At 56.3% G+C, this 11,719-nt stretch carries 23 protein-coding genes and 1 pseudogene; 15 read left to right on the top strand and 9 right to left on the bottom strand.

Translation table 11 applies throughout. From position 1 onward, the window contains the following. Positions 1–42 precede the first annotated feature (42 nt). From ACA071_RS11095 to ACA071_RS11080, 4 genes are all read right to left on the bottom strand, one after another. Positions 43–465, bottom strand: a complete 423-nt coding sequence (locus tag ACA071_RS11095) for a phage regulatory CII family protein (protein WP_497644330.1) — start codon at positions 463–465, stop codon at positions 43–45. 187 nt (positions 466–652) lie between these two features. Then, positions 653–844: a hypothetical protein gene (locus ACA071_RS11090; protein ID WP_447789454.1), complete on the bottom strand. Its 192-nt coding sequence runs from the start codon at positions 842–844 to the stop codon at positions 653–655. A gap of 21 nt (positions 845–865) precedes the next feature. Then, positions 866–1,069, bottom strand: a complete 204-nt coding sequence (locus tag ACA071_RS11085) for a hypothetical protein (protein WP_020799051.1) — start codon at positions 1,067–1,069, stop codon at positions 866–868. 35 nt (positions 1,070–1,104) lie between these two features. Then, complete coding sequence (locus tag ACA071_RS11080) at positions 1,105–1,335, bottom strand: transcriptional regulator (protein ID WP_497644329.1); 231 nt, start codon at positions 1,333–1,335, stop codon at positions 1,105–1,107. A 384-nt stretch (positions 1,336–1,719) separates the two neighbouring features. On the opposite strand from ACA071_RS11080, the pseudogene ACA071_RS11075 reads away from it, so the two are divergent. The 6 genes and pseudogenes from ACA071_RS11075 to ACA071_RS11050 all read left to right on the top strand — a co-directional run. Then, positions 1,720–2,190, top strand: a pseudogene (locus ACA071_RS11075) (S24 family peptidase); the annotation flags it as partial. Between the two features lie 43 nt (positions 2,191–2,233). Next, positions 2,234–2,545 carry a hypothetical protein gene (locus tag ACA071_RS11070; RefSeq protein ID WP_145306144.1) on the top strand — a complete coding sequence of 104 codons (312 nt, stop codon included), beginning with the start codon at positions 2,234–2,236 and terminating at the stop codon, positions 2,543–2,545. A 25-nt stretch (positions 2,546–2,570) separates the two neighbouring features. Next, the gene (locus ACA071_RS11065; RefSeq protein ID WP_497644328.1) at positions 2,571–2,807 is read left to right on the top strand and encodes a hypothetical protein; all 237 of its coding nucleotides are present in this window, start codon (positions 2,571–2,573) and stop codon (positions 2,805–2,807) included. Beyond that, entirely contained in the window at positions 2,808–3,053 is a 246-nt protein-coding gene (locus ACA071_RS11060; protein ID WP_497644327.1) for a hypothetical protein, read from the top strand. It begins immediately after the preceding gene. Positions 3,054–3,177: 124 nt separating this feature from the next. Next, a complete protein-coding gene (locus ACA071_RS11055; protein WP_497644326.1) occupies positions 3,178–3,390 on the top strand; it encodes a hypothetical protein in 213 nt (70 codons plus the stop codon). A 38-nt stretch (positions 3,391–3,428) separates the two neighbouring features. Then, on the top strand, positions 3,429–3,677 hold the full coding sequence (locus tag ACA071_RS11050) for a hypothetical protein (RefSeq protein WP_497644325.1): 249 nt from the start codon (positions 3,429–3,431) through the stop codon (positions 3,675–3,677). Positions 3,678–3,734: 57 nt separating this feature from the next. On the opposite strand, the gene ACA071_RS11045 is transcribed toward ACA071_RS11050, so the two are convergent. The 3 genes from ACA071_RS11045 to ACA071_RS11035 all read right to left on the bottom strand — a co-directional run bounded on the left by ACA071_RS11045 (position 3,735) and on the right by ACA071_RS11035 (position 5,360). Beyond that, a complete protein-coding gene (locus tag ACA071_RS11045; RefSeq protein WP_497644324.1) occupies positions 3,735–3,887 on the bottom strand; it encodes a hypothetical protein in 153 nt (50 codons plus the stop codon). A gap of 480 nt (positions 3,888–4,367) precedes the next feature. Further along, positions 4,368–4,949, bottom strand: a complete 582-nt coding sequence (locus ACA071_RS11040; RefSeq protein WP_497644323.1) for an SPOR domain-containing protein — start codon at positions 4,947–4,949, stop codon at positions 4,368–4,370. A gap of 189 nt (positions 4,950–5,138) precedes the next feature. Further along, the gene (locus ACA071_RS11035; protein ID WP_497644322.1) at positions 5,139–5,360 is read right to left on the bottom strand and encodes a hypothetical protein; all 222 of its coding nucleotides are present in this window, start codon (positions 5,358–5,360) and stop codon (positions 5,139–5,141) included. Positions 5,361–5,496: 136 nt separating this feature from the next. Between ACA071_RS11035 and ACA071_RS11030 the strand changes: the two genes are divergently transcribed. Then, positions 5,497–5,979, top strand: a complete 483-nt coding sequence (locus tag ACA071_RS11030) for a hypothetical protein (protein WP_497644321.1) — start codon at positions 5,497–5,499, stop codon at positions 5,977–5,979. 438 nt (positions 5,980–6,417) lie between these two features. Here ACA071_RS11030 and ACA071_RS11025 read toward each other — a convergent pair whose 3' ends face one another. Then, positions 6,418–6,831, bottom strand: coding sequence for a hypothetical protein (locus tag ACA071_RS11025; protein ID WP_497644320.1), 414 nt, complete (start codon positions 6,829–6,831; stop codon positions 6,418–6,420). A 314-nt stretch (positions 6,832–7,145) separates the two neighbouring features. Beyond that, entirely contained in the window at positions 7,146–7,484 is a 339-nt protein-coding gene (locus tag ACA071_RS11020; protein ID WP_497644319.1) for a hypothetical protein, read from the bottom strand. Between the two features lie 178 nt (positions 7,485–7,662). On the opposite strand from ACA071_RS11020, the gene ACA071_RS11015 reads away from it, so the two are divergent. The 8 genes from ACA071_RS11015 to ACA071_RS10980 all read left to right on the top strand — a co-directional run bounded on the left by ACA071_RS11015 (position 7,663) and on the right by ACA071_RS10980 (position 11,717). Then, on the top strand, positions 7,663–7,914 hold the full coding sequence (locus ACA071_RS11015; RefSeq protein WP_497644318.1) for a hypothetical protein: 252 nt from the start codon (positions 7,663–7,665) through the stop codon (positions 7,912–7,914). Positions 7,915–7,935: 21 nt separating this feature from the next. Further along, entirely contained in the window at positions 7,936–8,184 is a 249-nt protein-coding gene (locus ACA071_RS11010; RefSeq protein WP_497644317.1) for a hypothetical protein, read from the top strand. Continuing rightward, complete coding sequence (locus ACA071_RS11005; RefSeq protein ID WP_497644316.1) at positions 8,181–8,414, top strand: hypothetical protein; 234 nt, start codon at positions 8,181–8,183, stop codon at positions 8,412–8,414. Before ACA071_RS11010 ends, ACA071_RS11005 begins: the two co-directional genes overlap by 4 nt. After that, a complete protein-coding gene (locus ACA071_RS11000; protein WP_497644315.1) occupies positions 8,411–8,605 on the top strand; it encodes a hypothetical protein in 195 nt (64 codons plus the stop codon). The genes ACA071_RS11005 and ACA071_RS11000 overlap by 4 nt, the downstream gene beginning before the upstream one ends. Next, positions 8,602–8,727, top strand: a complete 126-nt coding sequence (locus ACA071_RS10995) for a hypothetical protein (RefSeq protein ID WP_497644314.1) — start codon at positions 8,602–8,604, stop codon at positions 8,725–8,727. Before ACA071_RS11000 ends, ACA071_RS10995 begins: the two co-directional genes overlap by 4 nt. A 203-nt stretch (positions 8,728–8,930) precedes the next feature. Continuing rightward, complete coding sequence (locus ACA071_RS10990) at positions 8,931–10,013, top strand: coiled-coil domain-containing protein (RefSeq protein ID WP_497644313.1); 1,083 nt, start codon at positions 8,931–8,933, stop codon at positions 10,011–10,013. Positions 10,014–10,065: 52 nt separating this feature from the next. After that, the gene (locus ACA071_RS10985) at positions 10,066–11,055 is read left to right on the top strand and encodes a RecT family recombinase (RefSeq protein WP_497644312.1); all 990 of its coding nucleotides are present in this window, start codon (positions 10,066–10,068) and stop codon (positions 11,053–11,055) included. Then, complete coding sequence (locus ACA071_RS10980; RefSeq protein ID WP_497644311.1) at positions 11,055–11,717, top strand: lambda exonuclease family protein; 663 nt, start codon at positions 11,055–11,057, stop codon at positions 11,715–11,717. The genes ACA071_RS10985 and ACA071_RS10980 overlap by 1 nt, the downstream gene beginning before the upstream one ends. Positions 11,718–11,719: the final 2 nt, after the last annotated feature.

Here is an 11,719-nt window from a genome sequence, read left to right as displayed (position 1 = left end):
TGCGGAATGCAAGGGCACCGATTTCCGCGCATGCGCGGAAAATCAGGCGGCCTTCACTGACGCATCCATTACGTCCAGGCTCTGCCGGACATGGTTGATTTCTTGGCGAATCAGGGTTTTCTCGAAGGTGTTGACGCGGTCATCGTCGAGCGCTTGGTGAACTGCGATGGTCAGATCCGCCACTTCCTTGCCGACATTGATCAGCGACTTGGTCAGCGCCTGAGGCTTGGGCGCGGTCTTGGCGACCAGGTCGAAACCAAATTCATTTGCGAGCGCCATCAGCGGGCGCATGTCGCCGGTGTGCAGCAAAATCCCGAACAAATGCTCCACGGTCAGGTGGTGAGCATCGTTGTCCGGGTTTGCGCGCTGAAGAAGACCTACATGCGGAACGCCCATCTTTGCCGCCAGTGCTTTTGCCTCGTTATCCAGAACAGCGCTCTGGCAAGCCCGCAGGAAATCTTCCATTCGTAAAACCTCGTTTCTGTTTCCGTGGTGGCGATACGCCAACAAGGCAATAATTCGTTCATCAACTGATCAGGGATGAACCCATGACCTACTTTTCCCGCAGTCCCGAACCAGGGACCGGCGTCAATCTTGAAACGCGTTACCGGCCTGCCCTGCTCGCTCTGCGGTCCCTAATAAGGGCTGTGAATCACCGCTTTGGCGGGAAAGCAACCACGTTGCTTTCGGGTGGTGCGCTGTCGCAGATCGCTTTCTTGAGCCCTGGCATCGCCAGTCGTAAAAGCTCGGAGGCCAAGGCATCCGGGGTGATTCCGATCTCTGACGCCCATCGCGCCAGTTCTTCTGTTGCGCCCTTCCTGAGTTCCACTACTGCACTGGGCATGAATCCCTCTCTATGGCCTTCTCAGGCGCGTCTTTTCTCCAGCTCAAACGGCAGCTCTCCGAGCGTTCGCTTGACCTCAAGCGCGGCCTCGATTATTTCTCGGCTTAGCACGCTGTGTTGCAGCTTCATGTCGCGGGCTACGTCCTTCAGCTCCTGAAAGACTTCGTCATCGAGGCGCACCTTCACCTGATGCTCGTGCCGGTGCGCTTTATCGTCGTAGGCCATAGATTCACTTCCGCTTTCGGTGTGACAGGGCTGGGTTAGGCGGCGGAAAGCTCGGGCCAAATTTGGCGCCAGTCTTCAGGCCTTAGCTCTTGGCGCGTAACCGACCCTCCGGTCGCGCTCTCGGTGCGAGCAGCGATTTCGGCAGACGCGGTTTTGTGCCCGTAGGCGATCAATCTCAGGTATGCGCGAGTGGTCCCGGTGCGAGCGACATCGGTATCAGTTGCCGCCTTGAGCCAGGCCAGCAGGCTTGGGTGTTTGGTCCGCATGTCGGGCCTCCTTATAGGTAATTTTATTATTACCCATAGGTAATCACAAAACAATACCTATAGGGAATTTACCTTTTGGTAACAGGAAGGGATGATTTGGCGATGGAAATTTCAGATATTCGCCGCGAAAACTTGCGCTCTCTCATGAAACAGCGCTTCGAGGGAAAGCAGGCACGCCTGGCTGACGCCCTTGGCAAAAGCGCCAATTACATATCGCGATGCCTTTCAACATCGATGCCTGCATCGAGCAGGAAGAATATCGGCGAGGATTTTGCTCGGGAAATTGAGCAGGCCTTGGGCCTGGACCGATATCGACTCGATAAAGCCGGAATGGCAGCCGACAGCGACGGAGCCAGGAAGGGGCCGACCGATCACCTCTCCTCCATCGAGACATGGGATGACGAAACCCCGCTCGATGACGACGAGGTTTACGTGCCCTTCCTTCAGGAAGTGGAGCTGGCGGCTGGCTCTGGTCGATTTGCGATCGCGGAAAGCGACAACGCCCGACTGCGCTTCTTCAAGAAAGACCTTCGCCACAACAACGTGCAGTTCAGCAACGCGAAATGCGTGGTGGTAAGCGGCAACAGCATGCTGCCGGTGCTGCGCGATGGCGCCACGGTAGGTGTGAACGTCGGCAAGAACACGCTAGGCGATATCGTCGACGGCGACATGTACGCGATCAACCACAACGGCCAGCTCCGCGTAAAGCAGGTTTACCGCCTGCCTATTGGCATCCGTCTGCGCAGCTTCAACCGTGACGAGCACCCGGACGAGGACTACACCTTCCAGGAAATTCAGGACCAGCACATCGCGATCTTGGGGCACGTGTTCTGGTGGGCGATGTACTCCCGGTAACAAACGCACTACTTCGCACTACAAACCAAAAGGAACGGACTCCATGAAAAAGCTGGTGATTGCTGGAATCGTCGCCCTAGTCGCGATAGTCATCTACACCCAGATAACTATTTTTGCCGTGCCACCGATCGGCGCAGTGCCTGAGGGTCGAACGGTGATAATGCTGAGACTTAACAAGACCAACTTTATCGACAGTGCCGACGCCATGTGCGAGCGACTACAGGGCAGCGTTAGCCTGCTTTGCCGAGGGGTGACCATGGGGGCAGTGGTGAACAACACGAAAATTATCGCCCGCCTACCCTACTCAGAGTCGCTTTATCTCATCTCCACGGGTGGCAAGCGGTACGACCGCTGATGCAGGCGCACATCCAGGAGAAACCATGCCTCTCACCAAGCCAAATCAAGACCTAAAGCGAGACCTCCAGGGCGTTGCATCTGACCTGAAGTGGTCCGCCGTTGAGCTGATACGAGTCGCCGAGCGGCTGAGCCTGGCTGGCAACGAGGCGGACGCCCAGGCGCTGCTTAAGATGTGCACCGTGTTCCATGCGGACGAGGATCGGCTGACCGTTTACACCGATGAGATCAAAGCCGGCGCAATAACCAGGACGGTCAAATAGATGGCAGATCTCATACAAGGGCTCGATGGCCCCAGAACAGCCCAGCAGGAGCTGTTCTACGACCTTGAGGATGCGACTGCAGTCATCGGCTGGTCAGTCGCCGAGTTGACCAGCATGGCTGGCCGCGGCAAGTCGCCTGATGAAGCCGTTGCGCTTATGAAGATCTCCGCTCTACTGAAAGCTCAGCAAGAAAAGATTCGCCGCCACGCTGACGAGGTGAAGACGGGAAGGATTGTGAGAGGCTAGGTCGAATGGCTCGAGGTAATGGATCTGGTCAGTGGATTTGGTGAACCAAGAACTTTCTCGCCGCCGGTAAGTGTTCCTGACGCCATTGCTGGCATCATGTGCAAATACACCGGAGGTCGGACAGATGACGCATTTCACATGGAAAGAGATATTCAATTTGGACGCTAGAGATATTGCGGTGCTAGCCGGATGCGCGACGTTGTCTGGAGCAGTGTGCGCAACTGGTGTGGAGTACTTCGCACCAGGCATAGACAAAAACACCGCGATTTTTATTTTCGGCAGCATTGGCGGTTTTATTGGCCTGATTATTCTTAAGGCTGCTCACAGGGATAAGTGATGATTGAGTCGTTCATTTCAAATCTAACGAACTGCTCCATGGCTTTCTTTTTGGTCGCCATGGTCATCAGCATCGGCAATGACCTGAGAATCAGACAGGCAGTGTCGATTGAGCAGGCAATAGTCAGGGGGATATCGTTTTCAACCGCGCCCACCGGCATTGCATTTGTAATCTGCGCCTTTATTCCTGCACTGCTGTCAAAAATCGAAGGTGCGAGCCTAAGCTTTATGACAGCCGGAAGCCTTTTTCTTTTCATCTCGGTTAAATACGGCTTCCCGCCAAGGTGAGACGATCATAAGCCTCATTAGAGAGCCCGGCCCAGCGCCGGGCTTTTTCATTCTGCCTTACCCTGGTCCGCCCATGCACTGCGCGGTGCTGGCGAGAGACGTCCCGGCCTGCTGGACAAGCTTGCGCCACTCGTCGCTAGTGATGAGGTCGGCGCGCTCCATGGCATCAGCCCGCCTCAACAACCCGAAGTACTTAACCTCTGCATCCATTTGACTTCCAGCCAGTGCGAACAGCTCGCGCCAGGCTGTCATGGCCAGTCTGCGCTGTGCCTCTCTCATTGGAGTCCCTAATAGTGGTCTACAGGGTAGAGGGTAGCCCCTCGGTAGCGTTCCATATGATGGCACGCCATGCGACCAATGGTGGCCATTCGCCAAATAAAGAGTCAGCCAAAGGGATTTGGCCCCATCTCCAGAGAGCCCAGATCGGCGCTGGGCTTTCTTTCAAGTAAACCCCCGCTCCGCCGATGCCCTAATACTGCACCCCGCAGTGCATGGAGGCATCATGAAGAATCTTACTGTGTTTGGCTTGGTCACTCTGCTGTCGATTCTTTCGTTTTCTGCCTCGGCGTGCCCCAAAGGCACACACTTAGTAGGCGGTACGGGTTCCCATCATAAAGGCGGGACTTGCAAGTAAATGAAGCCCGACCCAGCGCCGGGCTTTTTGTTTCTGGCATCCAGTAATCACCAGCCTTATTTCTCTGGTTTCTGATACTGCAGTACGATGCCCCTTGAAATCTTCTTGTTGGCCAACGTATCAACCATCGCCTGAGCTTTTGCCCTGGTTTCAAAAGGCCCCAGTAACACCTGGCTCTCGCCATCAGCTCTCCTAACGCTGGGTTGCCAGCCCAAATCCGATAGCTCTCGAAATAGCCTTTCTGCCGTTTGCTCGCTGCTAAGCGAAGCTGCCAAGACAATCCACCTGACACCCGGTATCTCATTTATTTGTTGGGGATTTGTGATGATTTTTTTGGCTAGCGTATAGCCACATGCATTGCTGGAAAACCGGTCTGAAAAGGAAGGATCCAGCGCCACGTCAAAACCGGTAGGCGTCTTGATCGCAAAAAATGGGAAAAACCCAGAGTAGGCGCCATGAACATTTCTCGCATTCACCTCTCCGCATATACCATTACTGGCAATTACCCGCTCATTTTTGAACCTCGCCGAATCTGGGTCCTTCAGCTGATCAGCAACCGCCTTGCGCACTTGCGCTATATCTCCGCCCCCACACCCGCCTAAGACTAGAACCAGGCTCGCCATCATTAATCCGCGCATCAGCACCTCCATGTGTCAGTCAGGCGATTCTATCAGCCATCCCGCCGTCAAAACGAAAGCCCGCCATGCGCCAGACTTTTTGTTTCTACCTTTAGCAGATAGCGAGCGATGGTCTATGTTGCTGCATGTCCTCATGACCCTTCACAGCCCGCTCCCCTTGGCGGGCTTTTTTTGCCTGAAACTCCTCTGTCACGTCCCGCCTTCCAGCCCCTCGATGGTGTGCGCATAAAAGGCGTTCGCCTCCTCCATCATCTCCCGCCAATCACCGCTGTCGATCACGCCAGTGCGCTTCAATTCGTCCGCCATCATTACCAGTGCTTCGAACTGTTCCTCGACGCTCATTCGGATCTCAGGCTCTTCCAGCAGCCTGCGCCAGACAGCTATCGCCTTCTCTTTCTGATCGTCGCTCATTGCAGCTCACCTGGTTGTTTGTGCACTGTAGAGCCGCGTCATGCGCGAGCGTTCTGCGCCGGCGACGTGCGGCTTTGGCGCGTGGTGGCCGTGCGCCACGAATGGTAAAATGCGGTTAAATTCTGGAGGGAACCACATGCGTGCATTGCCGATATACCTCACCGTTGGCCTGCTGTCTTTTTCAGCAGCATCTGCGGTCGGGGGTTTCGAGGACAAAACAGATCGATTCAATGGGGCAAGGGTGGTTGCATGGAACACCATCCCTTCTGAAGTGGAAACTTTCGCAACCTCTACCATCGCTTTTTACCCAAAGGGTGAGGTGAAGCCCTACCAGTACAAAGTTCAGCTCATCACTTTTGCTGATGCCATGCAGTACGACGACTGCAATCATGTCGACTGGCTGGTTGATGGAGAGCCGGCGCCATATCTGACGGCCAAATACAAACCGGATCGCTCGGCATCTGCTGCTATCGAAACATTCGACTTGGATATTGATCGGGCAACGCTGCAGAAGCTCGCAGCAGCCAAGATCGTAGAATTCAAAGTCTGCAATACCGAAAGCTCAATCAGCGCCGCGGACATGGCTGGCCTGCGCAAGGTCTTCACAGCAACAGAATGACAATCAAGCAACACGGAAGGCCCGCCCAGTGCGGGCTTTTTTTTCGCCCACGCAAAAATAATTACCTTCAGGTATTGCATATGAAGTTACCCACAGGTAATGTTCATCCATCGCAACCCAGTCCCCACTTCGGGACCAGCTGCGAAGGGTCGAGAAACCCGCCGCTCTTTAGCTCCACCGCATCACATTGCCGGATCACCACCGGCCCAGATTCAAAGGCAGCGATGAACCGGCCTCAACGGTTCAGAGGGTTGGCAACTGACCCGGGCGTACAGCGTAAAACGCCAAGAACAGTTATCCAGCGGGAGAACAAGCCGAAAGGCCCGCGGCTGGAAGAACAATTTGGGATAGGCCAGTGACCGACGCCAGTAGCGGGTTACGGCGGAAAGCATCACTGAAGCCCGTTCATTGAGCGGGCTTTGGGATGCGGACCAGGTGCTACCGATTTTGCCGGGAGCTGATCATCTGATGGCACTTATCGGCCACCTGCGGCTGGGCTTCAGCCACACGGCACAGCACTCGATACATCTCGCGCTCGTCCAGAAAGGGGTAGACGTCGAGATTGAGAGCTATCTGAATCTTGCGCAGATTGGTTCCTTCTGCCAGCCAACGCTCAATAGAGCGAGTCATCGCCGAACCGTTGTCGTCTGTCTGCCAAGCCAGCAAGTTGAAGAGTTTAGTCACCAGTAGAAACGGGATCGACTCAGGGATATTGGCAAAAAGCCGATCAGCCAAATCTAGCTCGCCAAACTCGGTCACGACTGCCTGGACTGCATTGAAAGCCTCTGCGGACTCCGGTACGTGGCTTTCTAATGCGATCACGTCCAGCGCTCTAGCGACAACCTGGTGCATAGCACTTCCATGCTCTGAGAAGAAGAACTTATGCTACCAGCCTCTGGCGGGACAGGCTGAATAACCAGCGCCACGTCAGCCTGACGAAAACTGCCCGAGCACCTGGTACTCCCCAGCACTAGGCCGCATCGGAGTGTGATCTGTGACGAAGCATCTAAGCGCGGCGACGTGGTTGCAAATCGGCGGTTCGCTACTTCCGAGGATGAGACAGACCCGCCAGATCACACCCCGATGCGGACGAAACTGCGGCCTATAACCGCCCACCTGCACCGCCAAAGCGAATCGTTAGTGGCGAGCCAATGAGGCGGACCGAACTATTTTGCGGCGTAGCTTTTGCACATATCCTGCGCCATTGCCGCCATACCTGAGCTGTTGAGAGATTGCACCATGACTCCCACCTCTCCCTTGTAAGCGGGGTCTGAATTCACTTTTCGAGCTTCGGCCTTGGTCGCTTCGTCCATCTTAGAATCGCTGGCCATAGCATTTTCGATAGATCCATTTAAGGCAGGGTTTGCCTTATTGCAGATCTGCTCCATTGCAACGAGCGTTACAGCAACTTGATGCGTATCAACGGGCGATTTCGCGAAAGAACTACTGGCAAAGCCAAAGCTGACCAGGGACAGGCACAGCGTTGCATTCCTTATTGAAAACATTCAACAGCTCCTAGACGTTCAAATAAATAAGTATGACCTAGGCCATATCGGCCTAAGGCTACTCAGCTTTACCCCTTCCCGACCAAAGCCGCATGCACTCCCCTCCGCGCCCAACGGCAACCAGCGGAACGGATGAGTGCAGCCGAGTTTTGTTGGATCAACCACAGAGGTATTTGCGATGCGCGCAGTTATGACTCGAATCGGCAATTCCCGCTCCGGCTTCAAAAGCGCTGGTAAAGCGCTGTTCCATCACTGGGGTGTAGACACGATTGAAGCTGATACCGGCTTTGGAAACTACACAGTGGCGGTCGTTGAGTATCCGGACGGCCGTGTCGACATCTTTCCCCCGGCGAACATTTTATTCCTCGATGTGCAGGACCAGAGTCAGGCGGTAATCGACATCTTCACCGGCGAAGCGAAAGTCGCTTAACCCGCCACCCTGGAGGCGACCATGGCAACCAGCTATGCAGACAGTGCTCAGGCCAGGGATTGGGACCGGCGCTACGACGCTTGGGGGCGCGAGAAGAAGCCGCAGCCGGACGAGTTCCACGACTACGAAGCCGATTCGCTGAAGCGCACCCAGGCGATCGCAGATCAGAAGGCTCGCGAACTTACCGAGCTCAAGGCCAGCGCTAAACGTGTCGCCGCCGCCACTGATGCGATCGGCGAATTCTGGGGTCTTAAGGAGAAATCGCCGTGAACACACAGCAGCGTGACCATCAAACAGCAATCAGCTGGATAGAGGGCGAGATCGACAACATGATCCGCGACCTCGGAAAGCCCAATGCCAGTTCGGCGGCAACTTCGGTCATCACTCTGGCCTACCTGCTGCGCGTCATCGACGACAACGAGCACCGCCACTATCGGGCGCGGGTCGACCAGATCTACGCCTCCTACAACGAATCGATCAAGCAAGGAGCTGCAGCATGACGACCCCACCGGTTAAATCCCTGATCGAAGAGCAGCTCGATGAGATCGAAACGAAGCTGGTCCTGCTGGGTTTCGGCCTTCCCTTCAACGAGGTGATCGGCAAGTCCCGCGAATCCTTGGTCGCCAGCTTGCCGCGTCGTTTGGCGGCAACCATGAAGGGCGGTCGGATCGCCGTGAGGGTTCGGCCATGAAGCCAGTCTTTTGGCTGCTCGCCGCTGGTCTGCTTGTGGTTATGCTCGCCTACAACGTCAAGCGCGACGCGCCTGGCGTCTGCCAGGTGCCGCACTCAATGACCTACCGGGTGTTCCGGTGACCAGTCGCCAGCGTGCCCGGCGCCTGCTGATCTGGCGCGGCTCTCTACCTGTCCTCGCCCTCTTCGCTTTCTTGATGCTGCTCAGCGCCCTCGCTGATCGCGTTACCCAATAACTCTCACGTCTTTCAAAGCTGCGCACCGCGCCGCAAGGAACTGTCATGTCCGCAAATACCAAGCAAGCCCCCGCACAAGATTCGCTCGAAATGAGCGAAACCGCCGGCGCACAAAACCCTGTAGCTCCTGTGGTTGCCGTCACTGACATCGCCGAATATCGGCCGCACGAAGAACAGATCGTTCGTCTGGAAACCACTTACGCGAAGCTGGTTGTTGACTGCTCGACCAGCGAAGGCTTGGCGAATGCGAAGGAAGTTCGCGTCGATATCCGCGACGTGCGCTATGCCCTGGCGAACACCACCAAGACGGCGCTCGTACCCTATCAACAGAAAGTCAAAGATGCCCAGGCTCGGGTCAACCAGGTTAAGGAGTTCGGTGAGGCGCTGAAGGATCGAGTCTTGGCGATCGAAGCACCTGTTGATGAAGCAATCAAGGCCGAAGAAAAGCGTGTAGCAGACGCCAAAGCCGAACGCGAGCGCGTCGAAGCAGAACGTGTCGAAGCCATTCGGGCAAAAATCACCCGCTTCAGCTCTGTCGCTGCCGCATATGCAAACCGTAGCGCGGCTGATGTCGCAAACATTCTGCAAGGCGTTAAGGAGTCGCTGATCCTGCCTGAAGAATATGCCGAGTTCGAAGCTGAAGGCACCATCGCCCGCGACAACGCTATCGAGCAGTTGGAAGCGCTGCACAAATCTGCTGTTGATCGCGAAGAGGCTGCCGCCAAGCTGCGGGCCCAGCAGAAGGAGCTCGACGAGCTGCGCGAGAAGCAACGCATTGCCGATGAAAACGCGGAGAAGGAGCGCCAACGGATCGCAGCAGAAGATCGCCAGCGCATCGCAGACCAGCAGGCAGAGCTGAACCGGCAGCGCGAGCAACTGCAGCGAGATCAAGACGCTCAGACCCTGAAGGACCAGCAATACCAACGCGATCAGGAAGAACTATCCCGTCTGCGCGCCCAGGCTGCCGCACCAGCTCCAGTCACCCAGGTGGCTGCGCCAGTGGTCGCAGAGAAGGTCGAAGTCGTGCCCATCGGCGCACATGCAGCCGCTGCTAAATCCGACGACATGACTACTACCACCCCATCGGTTGACGACATTGTCGAGGTTGTAGCCCTGGGTTTCGACGTGGACCTCGACACTGCTCGCGCCTGGCTGCAAGCCATCCGCTTCTAACCACCCTTTCCACCTAAGGCCGACCAACTCCTTGTCGGCCACGGAGAGCGCAATGAACGATTCAGACACTCAAGCACCAACTGGCCTTGCCACGTACCACGATCCATCGCACAACGCGGCAGCGCTCATTCTCGACCCGGGCACCATGAAGTCGATGAGCGACCTCGCGCTGATGATGTCGAAGGGCGTGACAACAGTCCCCAAGCATCTGAAGGGCAATCAAGCTGACTGCATGGCGGTAGTGCTGCAAGCAATGCAGTGGCAGATGAACCCTTTCGCGGTCGCGCAGAAGACGTTCATCGTCAACGGCGGCGCATTGAGCTATGAGGCGCAGCTCGTCAACGCAGTGATCACCGCCAAGGCGCCCGTCAAAGGTCGCTTGAACTTCGAATGGTTCGGCGCCTGGGAAAACGTCATCGGGAAGATGCGCGAAGTCACCAGCCGGACCAAGAAGGACGAGGACACTGGTGAGTTCAAGAAGTACCGGGTGCCGGACTGGAGCTTTGACGACGAGAAAGGCCTCGGGATCAAGGTTTGGGCAACCTTCAAAGGCGAAGATGATCCACGCATTCTGGAACTTCTGCTCACCCAGGTCCGCACGCGGAACTCTACGCTTTGGGCGGAAGATCCCAAGCAGCAAATCGCCTACCTGGTGACGAAAAAATGGGCGCGACTCTTCTGCCCTGACGTCATCCTCGGCGTCTACACACCCGATGAGTTCGAAGACTCTTACGGCGGCGAAATCGATATCACTCCTGCGAAGCAGGCTTCAAACACCGCCGCCGCTGCCGGCGTGTCGTTCGGCCCAAAATCCCCATCGCCGGAAATCGACGGCGTCTTCGCAGACCTTTTGGTCGTCGCGAAGCAGCAGGACATTGAAGCCTATGCGGCAGCCTGGGCAGGCCTCAAGCCGAAGCAGCGCGCAGCAATCGGCCTTGAATGCCACGAAGCGCTCAAGAGTATGGCGGCAACCGTTGATGGCGACTTCACCGAGATGACTGGCACCAGCGATGGCCTGTCTCAGGCCGAGGAAGCGGCGTAGTGAGAGCGGAACTTCAAGGCACTGAAAAGTGGAATGCTGACCGATCTGGCCGAGTAACCGCCAGCCGGTTTAAAGACGTTCTGGCCTGGGGTAAGCCCGACAAAAATGGCAAGTGCGAGCCGATGCAAGCGCGTACCTCCTACATGCGCGAACTGTGCTTCGAGCGACTGGCAAAGAAGTCGAAACACAACGTCAGCAGTGCTTCCATGAAGTGGGGCCACACCGAAGAGCAGAAGGCGCAGGACGCCTACGAGATGTTGACCGGCAACATCGTCATACCGTCGGGGTTCATCGTCCACCCGAAGTATGACTGGCTCGGCTGCTCGCCAGACGGCCTGATCAACGATGACGGGGGCACCGAGTCGAAGTGCCCCTTCAATGAGGCGATTCACGTCAGGACTTGGCTCGAAGGCATGCCAGAGGAGCACATGCCGCAGGTCCAGGGCTGCATGTTCGTTACGGGCCGGAAATGGTGGGACTTTCTATCGTTCGATTCTCGCCAAGATGAAGACTGTCAGCTCTACATCGAGACAATTCACCGCGACGAAGACTACATCGCCAACCTGCACATAGAGTTGGTCCAGTTCAACCTGGAGCTGAATCGCATGGTTGATGAGGTCGCGGACAAAGCCAGGGCGCAAGCCCATAGATTAGGAGCCTGAGC

This window comes from Pseudomonas sp. LBUM1646 (assembly GCF_059716165.1).
This window is presented reverse-complemented; position numbering and strand designations above follow the sequence as displayed.